The sequence below is a fragment of the Agrobacterium sp. BT-220-3 genome (assembly GCF_025910175.1).
Lineage (GTDB): Bacteria > Pseudomonadota > Alphaproteobacteria > Rhizobiales > Rhizobiaceae > Agrobacterium > Agrobacterium oryzihabitans.
In genome coordinates, this window is the sequence record NZ_JAPAIX010000001.1 from 284,069 (window position 1) to 302,180 (window position 18,112).

Annotated in this window: 19 protein-coding genes and 1 riboswitch; of the genes, 17 read left to right on the forward strand and 2 right to left on the reverse strand. The window is 59.4% G+C overall.

Annotated elements, in window-relative coordinates; genetic code table 11:
* Positions 1 to 28 precede the first annotated feature (28 nt).
* The 7 genes from OK142_RS01585 to OK142_RS01615 all read left to right on the forward strand — a co-directional run bounded on the left by OK142_RS01585 (position 29) and on the right by OK142_RS01615 (position 8,315).
* A complete protein-coding gene (locus OK142_RS01585) occupies positions 29 to 1,195 on the forward strand; it encodes a D-alanyl-D-alanine carboxypeptidase family protein (protein WP_498681701.1) in 1,167 nt (388 codons plus the stop codon).
* A 136-nt stretch (positions 1,196 to 1,331) separates the two neighbouring features.
* The gene (gene tmk / locus OK142_RS01590) at positions 1,332 to 2,006 is read left to right on the forward strand and encodes a dTMP kinase (protein WP_498680818.1); all 675 of its coding nucleotides are present in this window, start codon (positions 1,332 to 1,334) and stop codon (positions 2,004 to 2,006) included.
* On the forward strand, positions 1,999 to 3,024 hold the full coding sequence (locus tag OK142_RS01595; RefSeq protein ID WP_498680819.1) for a DNA polymerase III subunit delta': 1,026 nt from the start codon (positions 1,999 to 2,001) through the stop codon (positions 3,022 to 3,024). Before tmk ends, OK142_RS01595 begins: the two co-directional genes overlap by 8 nt.
* Positions 3,025 to 3,334: 310 nt before the next feature.
* Positions 3,335 to 4,885 (forward strand): methionine--tRNA ligase, encoded by a 1,551-nt coding sequence (gene metG, locus OK142_RS01600; protein ID WP_498680820.1) that lies wholly within the window; start codon positions 3,335 to 3,337, stop codon positions 4,883 to 4,885.
* A gap of 11 nt (positions 4,886 to 4,896) precedes the next feature.
* On the forward strand, positions 4,897 to 5,679 hold the full coding sequence (locus OK142_RS01605; protein ID WP_498680821.1) for a TatD family hydrolase: 783 nt from the start codon (positions 4,897 to 4,899) through the stop codon (positions 5,677 to 5,679).
* A 2-nt stretch (positions 5,680 to 5,681) separates the two neighbouring features.
* Complete coding sequence (locus tag OK142_RS01610) at positions 5,682 to 6,512, forward strand: MBL fold metallo-hydrolase (RefSeq protein ID WP_498680822.1); 831 nt, start codon at positions 5,682 to 5,684, stop codon at positions 6,510 to 6,512.
* Positions 6,513 to 6,533: 21 nt separating this feature from the next.
* Positions 6,534 to 8,315 carry a chloride channel protein gene (locus OK142_RS01615; protein ID WP_082184241.1) on the forward strand — a complete coding sequence of 594 codons (1,782 nt, stop codon included), beginning with the start codon at positions 6,534 to 6,536 and terminating at the stop codon, positions 8,313 to 8,315.
* A gap of 20 nt (positions 8,316 to 8,335) precedes the next feature.
* On the opposite strand, the gene OK142_RS01620 is transcribed toward OK142_RS01615, so the two are convergent.
* A complete protein-coding gene (locus tag OK142_RS01620) occupies positions 8,336 to 8,587 on the reverse strand; it encodes a hypothetical protein (protein ID WP_498680823.1) in 252 nt (83 codons plus the stop codon).
* Positions 8,569 to 8,762, forward strand: a riboswitch (cobalamin riboswitch). It overlaps the preceding gene by 19 nt.
* A gap of 91 nt (positions 8,763 to 8,853) precedes the next feature.
* On the opposite strand from OK142_RS01620, the gene OK142_RS01625 reads away from it, so the two are divergent.
* The 10 genes from OK142_RS01625 to OK142_RS01670 all read left to right on the forward strand — a co-directional run bounded on the left by OK142_RS01625 (position 8,854) and on the right by OK142_RS01670 (position 17,177).
* A complete protein-coding gene (locus OK142_RS01625) occupies positions 8,854 to 9,645 on the forward strand; it encodes a (2Fe-2S) ferredoxin domain-containing protein (protein WP_498680824.1) in 792 nt (263 codons plus the stop codon).
* 16 nt (positions 9,646 to 9,661) lie between these two features.
* On the forward strand, positions 9,662 to 11,158 hold the full coding sequence (locus tag OK142_RS01630; protein WP_498680825.1) for an ABC transporter substrate-binding protein: 1,497 nt from the start codon (positions 9,662 to 9,664) through the stop codon (positions 11,156 to 11,158).
* A 5-nt stretch (positions 11,159 to 11,163) separates the two neighbouring features.
* The gene (locus OK142_RS01635; protein WP_498680826.1) at positions 11,164 to 12,078 is read left to right on the forward strand and encodes an ABC transporter permease; all 915 of its coding nucleotides are present in this window, start codon (positions 11,164 to 11,166) and stop codon (positions 12,076 to 12,078) included.
* Entirely contained in the window at positions 12,078 to 12,839 is a 762-nt protein-coding gene (locus tag OK142_RS01640) for an ABC transporter permease (protein WP_003496050.1), read from the forward strand. The genes OK142_RS01635 and OK142_RS01640 overlap by 1 nt, the downstream gene beginning before the upstream one ends.
* A 48-nt stretch (positions 12,840 to 12,887) precedes the next feature.
* The gene (locus OK142_RS01645) at positions 12,888 to 13,661 is read left to right on the forward strand and encodes a class I SAM-dependent methyltransferase (protein WP_498680827.1); all 774 of its coding nucleotides are present in this window, start codon (positions 12,888 to 12,890) and stop codon (positions 13,659 to 13,661) included.
* Positions 13,662 to 13,718: 57 nt separating this feature from the next.
* Positions 13,719 to 14,072, forward strand: coding sequence for an ArsR/SmtB family transcription factor (locus OK142_RS01650; protein WP_003496055.1), 354 nt, complete (start codon positions 13,719 to 13,721; stop codon positions 14,070 to 14,072).
* 176 nt (positions 14,073 to 14,248) lie between these two features.
* Positions 14,249 to 15,322, forward strand: coding sequence for an ACR3 family arsenite efflux transporter (gene arsB, locus OK142_RS01655; RefSeq protein ID WP_498681702.1), 1,074 nt, complete (start codon positions 14,249 to 14,251; stop codon positions 15,320 to 15,322).
* A 2-nt stretch (positions 15,323 to 15,324) separates the two neighbouring features.
* Positions 15,325 to 15,747, forward strand: a complete 423-nt coding sequence (gene arsC / locus OK142_RS01660) for an arsenate reductase (glutaredoxin) (protein ID WP_082184237.1) — start codon at positions 15,325 to 15,327, stop codon at positions 15,745 to 15,747.
* Positions 15,704 to 16,450, forward strand: a complete 747-nt coding sequence (gene arsH, locus OK142_RS01665) for an arsenical resistance protein ArsH (protein ID WP_498680828.1) — start codon at positions 15,704 to 15,706, stop codon at positions 16,448 to 16,450. Before arsC ends, arsH begins: the two co-directional genes overlap by 44 nt.
* Before the next feature lie 169 nt (positions 16,451 to 16,619).
* Positions 16,620 to 17,177, forward strand: a complete 558-nt coding sequence (locus OK142_RS01670; RefSeq protein ID WP_003496063.1) for a fasciclin domain-containing protein — start codon at positions 16,620 to 16,622, stop codon at positions 17,175 to 17,177.
* A gap of 87 nt (positions 17,178 to 17,264) precedes the next feature.
* Here OK142_RS01670 and OK142_RS01675 read toward each other — a convergent pair whose 3' ends face one another.
* The gene (locus OK142_RS01675) at positions 17,265 to 18,053 is read right to left on the reverse strand and encodes a DUF4394 domain-containing protein (protein WP_498680829.1); all 789 of its coding nucleotides are present in this window, start codon (positions 18,051 to 18,053) and stop codon (positions 17,265 to 17,267) included.
* Positions 18,054 to 18,112: the final 59 nt, after the last annotated feature.

Here is an 18,112-nt window from a genome sequence, read left to right on the forward strand (position 1 = left end):
GTTGCGGCAGGGAAAGCTGGGCGGTTTCATGCGCAAGGCCATTCATCGCTCTTTTCTCCCGGTCGCGGCAGCGGCGGCGTTTGCGTTTTTCAGTGGTAATCCGGCGCAATCGCAAACTGCACCTTTCATCGCCAAGGCCGAACAGGCCTATATGATCGATGCCGAGACCGGCACGGTGCTTCTTTCCCAGAACGAAAACCAGTCCTTTCCGCCCGCTTCACTTGCCAAGCTGATGACGGTGGAGGTGGTTCTGGATGCGCTGTCGAAAGGGCAGGTGACGCCCGAGACGCCTTATCCGGTATCGGAATATGCCTGGCGCACGGGTGGCGCGCCCTCGCGAACCTCGACCATGTTCGCAGCGCTGAAATCCTCCGTCAGCATCAATGATCTCCTGACCGGGATTATCGTGCAGAACGCCAATGACGGCTGCATCATCATCGCCGAGGGCATGGCGGGTTCCGACCCGGCATTTGCCAAGCGCATGACAGTGCGGGCGGGCGAGCTTGGCATGAACCGCAGCACTTTTGCCAATTCAACGGGCCTTCCCGATCCGGGCAACCAGACGAGCGCCAGGGATATGGTCCGTCTCGCCCAGCATCTGCACGATACCTATCCGGATCGCTACGGGCTTTTCGTCAAGCCGGATTTCGAATGGAACCGCATTTTCCAGCGCAACAAGAACTCGCTATTGGGCAACGGCATAGACGGTCTTGGCCTCGGTTTTGCGGAAGGCAGCGGCTTTGCGGCCGTCGTTTCGGCGGAACGTGAGGGTCGCCGGGTCTATCTGGCGATGGCGGGAATCGTCGATGACAAGACGCGGCAGGAAGAGGCTCGCCGGGTGGTGGACTGGGGGCTGACGGCCTTCGAAAAACGCCATCTTTTTGCGAGGGATGAAGCCGTTGGCTCCGTCAGCGTCTATGGCGGCGATGTCTCCCATATCGATCTTTCGCCGAAGGAGGATGTCAGCGTGCTGGTGCCGGCCAATAATCCGGAACGTATTTCGGGGCGGATCGTCTATCGCTGGCCGCTCAATGCACCACTCGACGTTGGCGCGAATGTCGCAACGCTCAAGGTTTTTTCAGGCGAACGGCTGTTGCGGGAAGTGCCGCTTTATACCAAGGCAGCCGTCGGCAAGGGCACGCTGACCCAGAATGCGGCAGGTGCGCTCAAGGAATTGCTGCTGTTCTGGCTTTGAGGCCTCTTCCGCAAACCACAGCTTTCCTATGCTTTTGTTCAGCCACCGGATTTTCTGAAAAGCGCTTCACACTTTTCGCTTCGATGCTGTAAACAGGCATTTCAATATTTCTGAGAATTCCTCACAGGACGTGACATTGGCCGAAAAGACCGGATTGTTCATCAGCTTCGAAGGCGGCGAAGGCGCCGGCAAGTCGACGCAGATTCGCACGCTTGCCGAGGCGCTTCGCGGCCGTGGTTTCGAGGTGGTTGTGACGCGCGAACCGGGCGGTTCGCCGGGGGCGGAGGCCGTTCGCCACGTTCTGCTTTCCGGTGCGGCGGAATCCTTCGGCGTACGCATGGAGGCGATTCTGTTTGCGGCGGCGCGCAATGATCATGTCGAGGAGGTCATTCGCCCGGCACTGGAGAAGGGCGCGATCGTGCTCTGCGACCGGTTTCTTGATTCCTCCCGTGTCTATCAGGGCACGACCGGCAATCTGGAGCCGGATTTCATCGAGACGCTGCAACGGGTTGCGATCGACGGCGTCGTGCCGGAACTGACGCTGATCTTCGACATCGCCGCCGAAAAGGGGCTGGCCCGCGCCAGGAAACGTGCGGATGAGGGCGCTGCGCCAGACCGGTTCGAAAAAGAGGAAATTGAGACCCACGAGAAGCGGCGGGAAGCCTATCTGGATATCGCGCTTGCAGAGCCGCGTCGCTGTCGGATCGTCAATGCCGACCAGCCGGAAGAAAAGGTCGCCGGAGACGTCATGTCGTTCGTGGAGCCTATGCTTGAGCGGCTTGGGACTGCGGCGAGTGCCAGGCATGAGTGAGGTTCAGGGCGTTCTCGACGGCGCAATCGCGCCACAGCAGAACACGAAGCTCTTCGGCCATGGCGAGGCGGAGGCGTTTCTGGCGCAGTCCTATCGCTCCGGCAAGGGCCACCATGCCATTCTGATCGAGGGGCCGGAAGGCATCGGCAAGGCGACGCTCGCCTTCCGTTTTGCCAATCACGTGCTCACCCATCCCGATCCTGCCTCCGCACCGGATTTCCTGGCCGATCCCGATCCGGAATCGCTCGTCAGCCGACAGATCACCTCCGGCGCGTCGCATAATCTCCTGCATCTCACCCGCCCGGTGGATGAAAAGACCGGCCGGGTGAAATCCGCCATCACGGTGGATGAGGTGCGGCGGGCAGGGCATTTCTTCTCGCAGACATCGGGCACCGGCAACTGGCGGATCGTCATCATCGATCCGGCTGACGATCTCAATCGCAATGCCGCAAACGCCATCCTGAAGATACTGGAAGAGCCGCCCAAGCGGGCGATGTTCCTTGTCCTGTCGCATGCGCCGGGCAAATTGCTGCCGACCATACGCTCGCGCTGCATGCCGCTCCGGCTGCTGCCGCTTTCGGATGGAGATATGGTGCAGTCCCTCGAGCATCTGGGCATCAATGCCACCGGCGAAAAACGCGATGCCCTGCTTGCCGGCTCCAAGGGCAGCGTCGCGCAGGCGCTCAAGCTGATGAATTACGGCGGCTCCGATATCGTCGAGGCCTTCGCCTCGGTCATGACGGCGGAGGGGCCGGGGGTGCGCAAGCAGATGCACAAACTCGCCGAAGTTCTGGCGCAGAAGGATGGCGATATCGTTCTCGGCTTCTTCATGGAGCACGTGACGGAAGAGTTGATGGATCGGGCGCGGTCGGCGGCGATGGCGGGCGATATCGCTGCGGCGGAAAGACATGCGCGGCTTTCGTCTACGCTTTCGGAACGCATTACCGTGGCGCAAGCCTATAATCTCGACAAGAAGCAGATGGTGCTTTCCATTCTGGAAGATATTCGCGGCGTTTGAAGACAGGAAATCGTCCGAAACGTACGATTTTACCGATACGGAAACGTCTCCTCCGTCATGCAGGATTTGATCCGTCATCCAGCCGCGGCGCGTCTGCGCGGTGGAGAATGAGTCTTTCGCGATCAAGGACTTGATCGCTGCTGGACCCCGGATCAAGTCCGGGGTGACGGTAGTGCGAATGCCAAGCGCTCGCCAACTCCACTTTGTCTGCGAGCCATCGTACAAAACGTACGCTTTTTCTTTCGCTGCTGCGAACAATGGTTTAAGAGCGGTCTATCCAAAAAACAGCCTGTAAAGTCGATAGACCGTCATGACAGACAAGACACCCTTCTACATCACCACCGCGATCTCCTATCCTAACGGCAAGCCGCATATCGGCCATGCCTATGAGCTGATCGCGACGGACGCCATGGCACGCTTTCAGCGCCTGGACGGAATGGATGTGTTCTTCCTGACCGGCACCGACGAACACGGCCAGAAGATGCAGCAGACGGCGCGGGCAGAAGGCATTTCGCCCGAAGAACTGGCGCAGCGCAACTCCGACCAGTTTCGCGAAATGGGCAAACTGCTCAACGCCTCGAACGACGATTTCATCCGCACCACGGAAGAGCGTCATCACGAGACTTCGCGCAATATCTGGAACCTGATGGCCGATAGCGGCGACATCTACAAGGACAGCTATGCCGGCTGGTATTCCGTGCGCGACGAGGCCTATTACGGCGAGGACGAGACGGAAGTGCGCGCCGACGGCGTTCGTTACGGGCCGCAGGGCACGCCCGTCGAATGGGTGGAAGAGGCAAGTTATTTCTTCAAGCTCTCCGAATATCAGGAGAAGCTGCTGAAGCTCTACGAGGATAACCCGGATTTCATTGGTCCGGCGGAACGGCGCAATGAAATCATTTCTTTCGTCAAATCCGGCCTCAAGGACCTGTCGATTTCCCGAACCACCTTCGATTGGGGTATCAAGGTTCCGAACGACCCGAAGCACGTCATGTATGTCTGGGTCGATGCGCTGACCAACTACATTACCGCGACGGGTTACATCGAAGACAAGAACGGTCCGCGCGCGAAATATTGGCCGGCCGACGTGCATATCATCGGCAAGGACATCATCCGCTTCCACGCGGTCTATTGGCCGGCCTTTTTGATGAGCGCCAAGCTGCCGCTGCCCAAGCGGGTGTATGCGCACGGCTTCCTGCTCAACAAGGGCGAGAAGATGTCGAAGTCGCTCGGCAATGTCGTCGATCCGGTCAATCTGGTCAGCCATTTCGGTCTCGATCAGGTCCGCTACTTCTTCCTGCGCGAAGTCTCCTTCGGCCAGGATGGCAGCTACAGCGAAGAGGGCATCGCCACCCGCATCAATGCCGATCTTGCCAATGGCATCGGCAATCTGGCGAGCCGTTCGCTGTCGATGATCGTCAAGAATTGCGACGGCCAGATCCCGACGCCCGGCGCGTTGACGGATGAAGACAAGGCGATGCTCGCCTCCGCCGACGGGCTGCTTGAGATTTGCCGCGAGGAGATGGGCAAGCAGCTCATCCATCGCGCGCTTGCGGCCATCATTGCCGTCGTCTCGGAAACCGACCGCTATTTCGCGTCGCAGGAGCCGTGGGCGCTGAAGAAGACCGATCCGGAGCGTATGGGCACCGTGCTTTACGTTACGGCGGAAGTCGTGCGCCAGATCGGCATTCTCCTGCAGCCCTTCATGCCGGAGTCCTGCGAGAAGCTGCTTGATCTCGTTGCGGCCCCTGCCGATAAACGTGATTTTGCAGCACTCGGCGAAGCGGGCCGTCTGGTTCCGGGCACGCCGCTTGAGGCACCCAAGCCCGTCTTCCCGCGTTACGTCGCACCGGAAGCGTGAAGGCGACACCCATGCTGATCGATACGCATTGCCATCTGGATTTTCCCGATTTTGAGGCTGAGCGCGACGATATCATCGCCCGCGCCCACGCGTCGGGCGTCAGCCAGATGGTGACGATCTCGACACGGGTGCGCCGCCTGCCGAAGCTTTTGAAAATCACGGAAAAATATCCGTCGGTCTTCTGCTCGGTCGGCACACATCCCAACAGCGCGGCCGAGGAGCTGGATATTTCGGCCGACGACCTCGTGCGGCTTGCCGAGAGCCACGACAAGATCGTGGCGATCGGCGAGGCGGGGCTGGATTATTTCTACGATACGCAGAAGCCGGAAGACCAGAAGACCGGCCTCCTTCGCCACATCGAGGCGGCAAGAAGGACGAAGCTTCCGCTTGTCATCCACAGCCGTAGTGCCGATGAGGACATGGCTGCGATTTTGCGCGCGGAGAGTGAGAAGGGGGCGTTTCCCTTCATCCTGCACTGCTTTTCCGCCGGTCCTGATCTCGCGAAAACGGGCGTTGAACTTGGCGGTTACGTGTCCTTTTCCGGCATTCTGACCTTCCCGAAATCGCAGGATATCCGCGACATCGCCGCTACAGTGCCGCTGGACAGGCTGCTCGTTGAAACGGATGCGCCCTATCTTGCGCCGAAGCGCTGGCGCGGCAAACGCAATGAGCCCTCCTATGTGGTCAACACGGCTGAGGTTCTGGCTGAGGTGCATGGCATTTCCTTCGAGCGCATGGCTGAAATCACCACAGAGAATGCCTTCCGCTGCTTTTCGAAAATGACAAGGGTGTAGGCGTGGCAATCTACCGTCGCCGCTTCACGGTTCTCGGATGCGCGTCGTCACCCGGCGTACCGCGCATCAACGGCGACTGGGGCGCCTGCGACCCCGAGAACCCCAAAAACCGGCGCACGCGCACGGCCTTCATGGTGGAGCAGATCGGACCCGATGGCGGCAAGACCACCGTCGTCATCGATACCGGCCCTGATTTTCGCGAGCAGATGATCGCGGCGAAGGTGGAGGCGGTCGATGCCGTGCTTTACACCCATGCCCATGCGGACCACCTGCACGGCATTGACGATCTGCGCATCTATTTCGCCATCCAGAAAAACCGCATTCCGATCTATGCCGACCCCGTCACCATGGCGCGCATCTGGGATGGTTTTGCCTATTGCCTTGAGACACCGCCGGGCAGCAGCTATCCGCCCATCGTGGAGCCGCGGATCATCGCCGATATCGACGCGACGTTGATCGTCGACGGGGCAGGCGGGCCGATACCTTTCAGAGTGCATATGCAGCAGCATGGCGACGTGCATTCGCTCGGCTTTCGGATCGGCGATGTCGCCTATTGCACCGATGTCAGCGATTTTCCGATTGAGACCCTGCCGAAGCTTGCCGGCCTCGATATTCTCGTCATCGATGCGCTGCAACACCGCTATCACCCCAGCCATCTTTCGCTGGAACAGGCGCTCGGATGGATTGAAAGATTTGCACCCAAAAGGGCGATCTTGACCCATATGCACATTCCGCTCGATTATGACACGGTGATGCGTGAAACGCCTGATCATGTTGAACCGGCTTACGATCAGATGCGTTTCGAAGTCGAGATCGAGATTGAAGCGCCCTAATACCGCCTGAAAAGGAACAGCATGTCGACCCGGCCTTTCCGTGCACCCAGTATGGCGAGCTTCTTCGACAATCTGCGCGCCAGCCGCCTGCGGGCGATGTTCCGGCGCGGAGAACTGGGGCTGGTGGCTCTCGCCGTTCTCATCGGCATCGCTGCGGGCCTCCTGGTGGCGCTGATCGGCGCCTTGAGCACGGCGCTGCATGTTCTGGTCTATGGCGTCGAGCGCTTGAGCAGCAGCGATCTCTCCGGCCCGATCGTACTGGCCGGGCCGATCATCGGCGGCATCGTGCTTGGCATCATCATCTTCATTCTCTCCAAAACTCGCAAAAAACCGATGGTCGACCCGATCGAGGCGAATGCGCTGCATGGCGGCCGTCTGTCGCTGACGGACAGCATCATCGTCTGCGTGCAGAACATCGTCTCCAACGGCTTTGGTGCATCAGTGGGGCTGGAGGCGGGTTATACGCAGATCGCCAGTGGCGTCGCCTCCAAGATCGGCATCAAGCTGAAACTGAGGCGAGGGGACATGCGTATCCTCGTTGGCTGTGGTGCTGCGGGTGCGATAGCGGCGGCCTTCAACGCCCCTCTGACAGGAGCTTTTTACGCCATCGAACTCATCATCGGCACCTATACCGTCGTGACGCTTGCGCCGCTCATCGTATCGGCGCTCGTCGCAGCCACCGTCATCGGGCTTATTGGCGGCCACGGCCTCTCCATCGATATCGTCGATGCCAGCCGTGTAACGCCGGCGGACTACGTGCCCGCCATCTTTCTGGGCGTCGTGTGCGCGGCGATCGGAATCGCGCTGATGCAGACGGTGTCCTTCATCGAAGAGACGGCGCGCAAAAGCGCCATTCCGGGCTGGCTGCGTCCGGCGATGGGGGGCGTGGCTGTCGGTGCCCTCGCGCTTATTTCACCGCAGGTCCTGTCCAGTGGCCATGGTGCGCTGCATCTCAATATCGATGCCGAATTGACGATCTACGGGCTGGCCGGGCTATTCGTGCTTAAGGCGGCGGCCAGCGCCATTTCCATCGGTTCTAATTTCCGTGGCGGCCTGTTTTTCGCCTCGCTGTTCATGGGCTCCCTGCTCGGAAAGATTTTCGCGCTTTGCGCCCCCTATATCGGTTATGGCTCGACAGCACCCATCGTCTATGCCGTGATCGGCATGAGCGCCTTTGCCGCCGCCATTATCGGCGGTCCGCTGACGATGACGTTTCTGGCGCTGGAATTGACCGGAGACTTCCAGATCACGGCTCTGGTGCTTGCCGCCGTCATCACCACCTCGCTCGTGGTGCGCACCACCTTCGGTTACTCCTTCGCCACCTGGCGCTTCCACCTCAGAGGCGAAAGCATTCGCAGCGCCCATGACATTGGCTGGATCCGCGACTTGACCGTGGGCAAGATGATGCGTGCCGATATACGCAAGGCCAATGTCAGCATGGGGCTTCCAGCCTTCAAGGAGAAGTTTCCACTGGGATCAACGCAGCGGGTGATCATGACGCATGATGACGGGCGCTATGCCGGCATCGTCCTCGTACCGGAAATCTACGCCGATCCGATGGATCGCGACCCGAGCAAGATCAGTCTCGAAACCTATCTTCACTACAAGAATGATGTGTTGCTGCCGACGATGAATGCGCGGCAGGCGGCGGCGGCTTTCGATGCCACGGAAAGCGAAGCGCTGGTTGTCGTCAACGACAAGATAGAAAACCGCCCGGTTGGCCTGCTGACGGAGAGCCACACCCTCAGGCGCTACAGTGAAGAGCTTGAATTGCGACGCCGGGAGGCCTCCGGTGAATTATAAATTACTTTATGTTGTTTTCTTTAAGCATTGATATAATTATATTTTATATAGATCATATCTTCCTTTTTATTTTTGGTTTCCGCGCGATGACGGCGGTGGGTGCGCCAATTCGATATCGCATCGTAAAACATGGGCTTGACCAGCAAATAAAACCAAGTGTATGTAACTTTATAACGTAACAATTGATTGGACGAAGGAGACTTGCGTAGCGTGTTCACTTGCGGCGCAGGCGGTTGACAGCGGCCTGCGGCAGTGTAGGTTCGCTCCGTCATGGTTCTTCCGCCACCCGGTGGAAGCTAAGAGGGAATCCGGTGAAGACCCGGAGCTGTCCCGCAACTGTAAGCGGTGAGCCAATCGCCCACGAAGTCACTGGCAACAATGCCGGGAAGACGGGTGAGGTGGCTTTGACCCGCAAGCCAGGAGACCTGCCTGACATATTGTAATTCCGTGGTCGGGGGGTGCCATGGGAATGATGGCTGTTTCCGGCATTTCGGCCGGAGGCCCGTCATTTTCGTTGCCGCCTCGTGAATGAGGCATTGTGACAACCGAAACTCAACCAATCCATCGAGAGCCCTCTCAGCCAGACGCCGTGCTGCTCGTCGCCAAATCGGCTTTCGCAGCGGCGCCGCACCAGGACATGCAGCGTCTCGCGACGCTGGCTGGCCAGCTGCGCGGAGCGAGAACCGTTCGCGTTGCATTCACCGAACAGGGCACGCCGTCCCTGCGCGAAGCGCTCGGTGCGCTCATCGATGAGGGTGTCGGCAATCTCCTCCTCGTGCCGCTCATGCTGCCACTCGAGCCCAGCTTTCAAAACTGGCTGACCAAGACCCTGAAACGATGGCGGGCAGCGGACCCGCGCCCGTGGCCGTCGCTCTCGATAACCGCGAGCCCTACCGCAAGCACCCTCATGGCGCGCCTTCTCGAAGACCTCGCCGGAACGGCGCAGGCGCTCGATCTTTCATCCTCGGTACGTCCGGCGGGCGAGGGGTCGCTGGTGCCTGCGCAGAAGCGCCGCGTGCTCGTCTGTCAGGGCGCCCCGTGTAATTCGGCCGGTGCTGACGCGATCTGGGGACATCTGCGCAACCAGCAGGAACGGCAGAAGCTTCGGGTTACCGGCGATGGCACCATGACGGCCAAATCGACCTGTCTTGGCCCCTGCAACCTTGCACCGGTCATGCAGGTCTTTCCCGAAGGCACCTATTACGGCGGCGTTACCGAGGAGGCTGTCGATCGCATCGTTGCCGAACACCTGCTTGGCGGGTGTGTCGTCGACGATTTCGCCTATCACCCGACCGGCCGCAAGCAGCGGCTGCGCAATCTATCCGAATAGCATGAGAGGAAACATAATGTCGGCAAAGAGCATTTCGCGTCTGGCGGCAGCCGGGCTCGCGGCTTTCATTACGGGAGTGGCGGGCAATGCGCTGGCCACCGAACCCTTGCGCGTCGGCGCCACCTACATCACAAGTGGCCTTGATCCCGCAAAGGGTTCCAATGGCTGGGCGCTCGTCAGTCACGGTGTGGGAGAGAACCTCTTTACCGTCGACAAAGATGGACGGCTTGTGCCTGACCTTGCCGAGAAAGCAGAACGCACCGGCGACTTGACCTGGACCGTGACGCTGAAACCGGACCGTACCTTCTCCGATGGTTCTGCCGTAACGGCAGCAGCCCTTGCGGCCGGATTCGAGCATACTTTCGCAACCAACAAGGCGGCGCTTGCGACAGGTGGAAAGCTTGGCTTCAAGGCAGTCGATGCACTGACGCTCGATATCACGACGGAGAAACCGGTGTCCTTCCTGCAGGCGCTGTTTGCGGAGTGGCCGCTGGTTGCCTATACGACTGCCGCCGATGGCCGTGCTCTGTTCACCGGACCGTATCAGATCGCGGATTTCAAGGCGGATACATCGCTGAAACTCGCGCCGAACACCCATTTTGCTGACGCCGGTTCCCGTTCTCCGGTCGACTTTCGCAGGTTCGGTGATGCGCAGAGCATGACACTTGCGCTGGAGGCGGGTGAGCTGGACCTCGCCTTCGGGCTGCCCTCGGAAGTCGTGAAGCGGCTGCAAACCAATCCGGATCTGACGATCAAGTCGTTTCCGGTCGGTTATCAATATCTCGCCTTCCTCAATACCAAAAGGCCGATTACCACCGATATCAAGGTGCGTGAGGCGCTTGACCTGACTTTCGATCGCAGGGAACTGGCGGCCGCCATTAACGGCGGTGAACCGGCTACCGGCGCCTATGCCGCCTACTTCCCCTTCGCCGGAAAACAGCCGCGTCCGACCGACATAAAAAAAGCCGAAGCGCTTCTCGATGAAGCCGGATGGGTCAGGGACGGGGCAGGGAACCGCACGAAGGACGGCGCGCCGCTGCGCCTTCTCGCCATCACCTATCCGCAGCGTCCGGACCTCGTTACCATGCTGCCTGTCGTAAAGGCGCAGCTTGCCAGGGTTGGCATCCAGCTTGACACGAAGGTTGTGGAAAACATTCAGGATGTGGCGGCCGCCGGCGAGTTCGATATCGCGCTCTGGGCGCAACACACCGCGCCGAATGGCGATCCGGCCTTCTTCCTCAATTCGATGCTGCGCAGCGGCGCTTCGCTCAACTATGCGAAATATGCCTCTGCGGATTTCGACGCCATCCTTGATCGCTTTGCTGTGGCGGGCGAGGCCAAAGAGCGGGCTGCAATTGCTCTCGATGCTCAGGCAAAACTGTTCAAGGACGTCCCGGCCTCCTTCCTGGTTTCTCCGGTCTGGTATGTGGGTCTCTCGAAGCGGCTGCAGAATTATGAGCCCTGGGGTTCGGACTATTATGTCCTGCGCGCCGATATCGGCGAGGCCAGGTAATTCTGATGCAATTGCTCCGGTTCGGCATACGCTCGGCGTTGGCAATGCTTGCGCTGTCGCTCGCATCCTTCACGCTTATTGCCCTGATGCCTGCCGATCCGGTGCAAATTGCCATCCGTGTATGGAATCTTTCGGCAACGGGTGAAACCGTTGCTGCGCTTAAGGAAGAATGGGGCCTCGATCGCCCCCTTCTTCTGCGTTATCTGCACTGGCTTGCGGATTTCGTCACCGGTGACTGGGGGCGGTCCTTCCGCACCGGCGAACCCGTTTTTGCGGAGTTTCGCGAGCGTCTTCCCGTTTCGCTCCTGCTCGGCCTTTCCGGCATGCTGATCGCCATCGTCGTTGCGGTGCCGATCGGTTTCTTCGCGGCGGCGCGGCCGGGTGGCATTGCCGATCGTGCAAGCCGCATATTTTCAGTCTTCGTCCAGGCCGTTCCGGGCTTCTGGCTGGGGCTCGTTCTGCTCTGGGTTCTCGGCGTCCAGCTGCGATGGATCCGTCCTTTCGCGACCGACGCTATTGCGATCGTGCTGCCCGTCATGTTGATAGCCTCGCATTCGGCCGCCGTCTTTGCGCGCGTCTATCGGCGAGACATGATTGAAACCATGCGGCAGCCCTATTTCCGCACCGCTCTCGCCAAGGGACTTTCGCGCCGGCAGGCGCTCTGGCGTCACGCGCATCGCGGCGCGTTCTACGCCTTGCTTTCGGCGGTGCGCTCCGAGGCGGGCTGGGTGATCGGCTCGACGGCGACCATGGAAATTCTCTTCAATCTTCCGGGTCTCAGCCAGTTTCTCGTGCAGAGCATCGCGGTTCGCGACCAGATGGTCCTGCAGGCCTATGTCATGGTCATTGCGCTGTGGCTGCTCGTCATGAACCTGATCGTTCAGATACTTCAACGCTTTCTTGATCCGCGGCTTGCCTGATGATCCGATATCTTGCACTTGCCGCATTGCTCTTGTTTCTGCTCCTGAGCACCTTCTGGCAGCCCTATGATCCGGATGCGGTGGATATTCTTGCCCGTCATTCGGGTGTAACGGCGAGCCATCTGCTTGGAACCGATCACCTCGGCCGCGACCTTTTTTCCCGCATCATGGCGGGGGGATGGCGCACGGCGCTGGTGGTTTTTTCGGTCGGCTTCATCGCCTTTACCGGTGGCACATTGCTCGGCACCAGCGCTGCGGTGCTGGGGGGCTGGAAGGAGCGCGCATTGCTGCGCTGCTGCGAATTCTTCATCACCGTTCCGACGCTGATCATCGCGCTGACAACGGCGGCGGTTTTCGGTCTCACGCCGATGACGGCGGGACTGGCGCTTGGCCTTGCCGGCATAGGGCCGACGGCCCTCTTTGCCCATTCCCTCAGCCAGCGCGTGCTTGGGCAAACCTTTGTCCATGCGGCGGAAGCCCTGGGCGTGCCGCCATTCCGGATGATCATCCGCCATCTTCTGCCGAACATTCTGCCGCTGATGGTGACCCATACCGGCAATCAGGCGGGTTTTGCGGTCACAGCTTACGCCTCGCTCGCCTTTATCGGCCTTGGAGCAGATCCATCAAAGCCCGACTGGGGCTCCATGCTCTTCGAATATCGCGTTTTTATCTTCGACCATCCGAGCCTGATGATCTGGCCGGGCGTCGCAATCGCCATGACGGTCGCCACGCTCAACGCTCTGTTCGACACGTCCGACTGACCATTTCATCAATACAAAAACAAGATGCAGCACATAGAGGATCAAACGATGGATGGCGGCAATTTCGATCTGAAGGAGGAAATTCGGGATTATTGGTCGAAAAGATCCGAGACTTTCGATCTGGCCTTTGGACACAGGATTGCGGCCGGCCCGGAGGCCGACGCATGGCAAAAGCCGATCAGGGATCTGCTGGGCACGGAACCGAAGCGCATCCTTGAACTGGCCTGCGGCACGGGCGAGGTGACACGGCTCATTCACGATCTCGGCCACGACGTCACGGCGCTGGATTTTTCAGAAGCGATGCTGTCCGTGGCGCGAGCGAAACATGCCGGAAAAACGAGGCTGCGTTTCATCATGGCGGATGCTGAAAACACCATGGAACCCGACCAGTCCTATGATGCGATCATCTGCCGGCACCTGGTCTGGACGTTGACTAAGCCCGAGACGGCCTTCCGCGAGTGGTTCAGGCTGCTTCGTCCGGGCGGTCGCCTGCTGTTCTTCGATGGTGACTGGGCAAGGCCAAAACCGGCGGGGCGCTTTGCTAGCCAGTTGATCTGGCTTATCGACCGCCTGGCGGGAGCCGACAGGAACTATGACGGCGCCCAGAGCGATCACCACGCCGTAATCATGAAGGCGCTTCCGTTCGGGCAGGGGCTGCGGCCCGCAATGCTGACGCCGCTTCTGACTGATGCCGGTTTTACCAACATCGAACTCCACTCCCATGACCCGATCGCAAAAGCGCAGCGGAAGAATGCCAACCTGCGCAACAGGCTGCGCACCTATGTTTATCGGCGCTTCATTCTGACCTGCCGCCGCCCATGAGGCAGATATCGAAAGCCCCGCTGTTGACAGATGTAATATATCCGTTATTCTAGATATATGGATAACAGCATTGCGATAACGGCGCTCGGCGCCTTGGCCCAATCCACTCGACTGGAAACGTTCCGGCTTCTCGTGCGCCACGAGCCGGAAGGTGTTCCGGCGGGTGAACTGGCGCGTCTCATCGACATTCCCCAGAACACGATGTCGGCACATCTTGCCACACTGTCGCGGGCAGGGCTGGTCAAGAGCGAGCGGCAAAGCCGGTCGATCATCTACCGGGCCGATCTTGATGGCCTGCGTGCACTGACCCTGTTTCTGCTGAAGGATTGTTGCGGCGGCTCGACGGAACTCTGTGCTCCGCTCATCGCCGAACTCACACCCTGCTGCAGCCCGGAGGCCAGCCGCTCGTGAAATCTACCAGGCCGCCGACCTAACCACGGATCAAGACCATGATCGACGATGTCCTTAACGTGCGCACCCTGCGTACGCGCGATTCCGCTCGCTCTATTTTCCCCCATAGGCAAAGGCGAGGGAACGACAGCAGGGCGCTTTCCTTCCTCAGCAACGACGCAACGAAAGTCCGCATGATGTCAATGTTCGAACGTTATCTCACCGTCTGGGTGTTTCTGTGCATCATCGTCGGTGTCGCCCTCGGTCATCTGATGCCCGGCGCCTTCCAGGCTATCGGTGCGGCAGAGATCGCCAGGGTCAATATCCCCGTCGCGATACTGATCTGGCTGATGATCATTCCAATGCTGCTCAAGATCGATTTCCGGTCTCTTGCGCAGGTCGGCAGCTACTGGCGGGGCATCGGCGTCACATTGTTCATCAACTGGGCCGTCAAGCCGTTCTCGATGGCGCTTCTGGGCTGGCTTTTCATCGGCTGGCTTTTCCGCCCCTATCTTCCCGCCGGCCAGATCGATTCCTACATTGCCGGGCTGATCATTCTTGCAGCAGCACCCTGCACGGCCATGGTCTTCGTCTGGAGCAATCTGACAAAGGGCGAGCCGCTGTTCACGCTCTCGCAGGTCGCGCTCAATGATGCGATCATGGTCATCGCATTTGCTCCAATTGTGGGTCTGCTGCTTGGTCTGTCGGCAATCACGGTTCCATGGGACACGCTCGTTCTGTCCGTTGCGCTCTATATCGTCGTGCCCGTCATTCTCGCGCAGGTCATCAGGCAGCGGCTCATGGCGGATGGCACTTCAGAGGTGCTGGATCGCGTTCTTGCCAGGCTGCATCCGTTTTCGCTGGTGGCGCTGCTTGCAACGCTGGTTCTTCTCTTCGCTTTTCAGGGCGAGCAGATCATCGCGCAGCCGGCCGTCATCGGTCTGCTCGCCATCCCGATCCTGATCCAGGTCTATCTGAACTCCGGGCTTGCCTATCTTTTGAACCGCATGACCGGCGAACGGCATTGCGTTGCCGGTCCATCTGCGCTGATCGGCGCCAGCAACTTCTTCGAACTCGCGGTCGCGGCCGCCATCAGCCTGTTCGGTTTTCAATCGGGCGCGGCGCTGGCAACCGTTGTCGGCGTTCTCATCGAGGTTCCGGTCATGCTCTCGGTCGTCTGGATCGTCAACCGCTCGAAGGACTGGTATGAGGCTGCCCCCGCTGTTTCCCGCCCCAATGCTTCCCGAAAGACAATCACCGAAAGGCAATGAGCATGGATATCACTATCTATCACAATCCGTCCTGCGGGACGTCGCGCAACACGCTGGCGCTGATCCGCGCCGCCGGGATCGAACCGAAGGTGATCGAATATCTGCGGGAGCCGCCGACGCGTGAAGAACTCGCGACGATGATCGCGGATGCTGGCCTGAGCGTTCGAGCAGCCATCCGCGAGAAGGGGACGCCCTATGCCGAACTGGGTCTCGACAATCCGGACCTTACCGATGACCAGTTGCTCGATGCCATGATCGGCACGCCGATCCTCATCAATCGTCCCTTCGTGGTGACACCGCTCGGCACCAGGCTCGCACGCCCTTCCGAGGTCGTGCTTGATATCCTGCCAGACAGCTTCAAGGGGCCATTCTTCAAGGAGGATGGCGAGCAGGTCCTCGATCAGGAAGGAAAGCGAATTGCCTGACACATTCCCCGCACTGAAAGGCGAGCATCTGCACGAGATCAATCTCGATGCACTGCGTCCGGCCTCCTCGACCCACAAGCCCCGCATCCTCATCCTCTACGGCTCGCTTCGCGAGGTATCCTACAGCCGTTTACTCGCCTTTGAAGCAGGACTGTTGCTTGAAAGGTTCGGGTGCGAGGTCCGGATATTCGATCCGAAAGGCCTGCCACTACCCGATGAAGCGCCCGTGAGCCACCCGAAGGTACAGGAACTGCGCGAGCTGTCATTGTGGTCCGAAGGTCAGCTGTGGGTGAGCCCGGAGCGCCATGGCGCGATGACCGGCATCATGAAGTCGCAGATCGACTGGATTCCGCTTTCTGTCGGATCGGTCCGCCCGACACAGGGCAAGACGCTCGCCGTGATGGAGGTTTCCGGCGGCAGCCAGTCATTCAATGCCGTGAACCAGATGCGCATTCTCGGACGATGGATGCGGATGATCACCATTCCCAACCAGTCATCGGTGGCCAGAGCCTATCAGGAATTTGATGCTGAAGGCCGGATGAAGCCGTCATCCTATTACGACCGTGTTGTCGACGTCTGCGAAGAGCTGGTGAAATTCACCCTGCTGACGCGTGACGCCTCAGCCTATCTCACGGACCGCTACAGCGAACGCAAGGAAGAGGCGGCCGAGCTTGAGAAGCGCGTTTCATTGGGGTCGATCTGATGGGCGAGGGGGCGGCGCACCCTGTAGGGCGAGAATAAGTTTTCAAAGAATCGGATCGGCTGAAACTCTTTCCGTGACCGTCTCGTATCTTGTCTTGCTCCGATTATGGAGTGCCAGCCCGAGGAGGCGCGTATCGAGCGTCGGGGCAACCGAACAAGAGGAAATTACGATGATCAGGTCCACGATACGCACGCTTGCACTCGCAACAATCGTGTCCGCCATCTCCGCCAGCGCATTTGCCGCCAATCCAATGGTGGGCGGCGCTGCCATGTATGACAACAAGAACATCGTTGAAAATGCGATGAATTCCAAGGACCACACAACATTGGTCGCAGCGGTCAAGGCCGCGGGCCTTGTTGAAACGCTTCAGGGGAAGGGGCCTTTCACGGTCTTTGCTCCCACCAACGAAGCCTTTGCGGCGCTGCCCAAGGGCACTGTTGAAACCTTGCTGAAGCCGGAAAACAAGGCCCAGCTTACGAAGATTCTCACCTGCCATGTCGTGGCAGCCGATGCCATGTCCAAGACCATCGAAAAGATGATCAAGGACGACAAGGGTACGCATGACGTCAAGACCGTTGGCGGCTGCATTCTGAAAGCCAAGGAAAGCATGGGCAAGATCACGCTGACCGACGAGATGGGCGGCGTGGCGCATGTCACCATCGCGGATGTCAAGCAGTCGAACGGCGTCATTCACGTCATCGACAAGGTTCTGCTTCCGAAGATGTGACCGGCCAGAACGGCTTAATAAAAAAGGCTGGTCCGAAAACGGGGCCAGCCTTCTTTTTTTGAGTTATTCAGAGCCCGCGATTGCAAATCACATTGCGGGAAGAACCGTCATGTCGCGCAGGCCCTTGTCTGCACCCGTGATTGTACCGACTTCGGTTGCCGCGCCGGTTTCCAGATTGACGGTGTAGAGACTATTGCCTGCGGCCAGATAGGCAGTGTTCTTGCCGCCTTCCTCGCCGTGGATATCGAATGCGTAAGTCGCCGGCTTCTCCTTGAGGCCAAGCTTGCCGATGGCTTTCAATGTGCCGTCGTTCGGCTTTGTCTGCTGGACCAGTGCGCCGATGGTGGCATCAATATTGTACATGGCCGTTTTTTCCGGCTTGCCGATGGAATTGGTATAGGCGGCGGCGACAATATTGGGTGTCTCTCCCTTGTGCATGTCGCCGTCTTCGAAGGCGAGTGCGCCATCGACCGTGACCGCGCCCGTATCGGGATGAACGCGGTGATTGGTCGTGCCGGTCATGAAGCGCAGACGATCCGCCATGGGGTTGAAATCGACGACGACCGGGGCTTCGGTTACGGTCAGCATCTTGTCCATCTTGGCCACTTCGGTTGCCGCGCCGGTCTCAAGATCGATGGAGACGATGCGATGATCCGGCGTTACGCCGATGACGGTCTTGCTGCCCGGGCGAAAATCGATTCCGACGAGCTTGTCGACGCCGGTGACATCCATCGTCTTGGTGACGGCCGGCTTTTCGGTATCGAACATCACCAGCGTCTTGTCGCCGGTCAATCCAAGGACCGGTGCTGAAATTGCGACGCTCGCCGTTGCTGCGAAAGCGGCCGAGGCGATCAGAGTGAAGAGGATAGGTTTCATGTCTTTCTCCCGTGCGTTGATCCGTTTGGAAGCCGTCCAGCCTTTGGTTTTCGACGCTT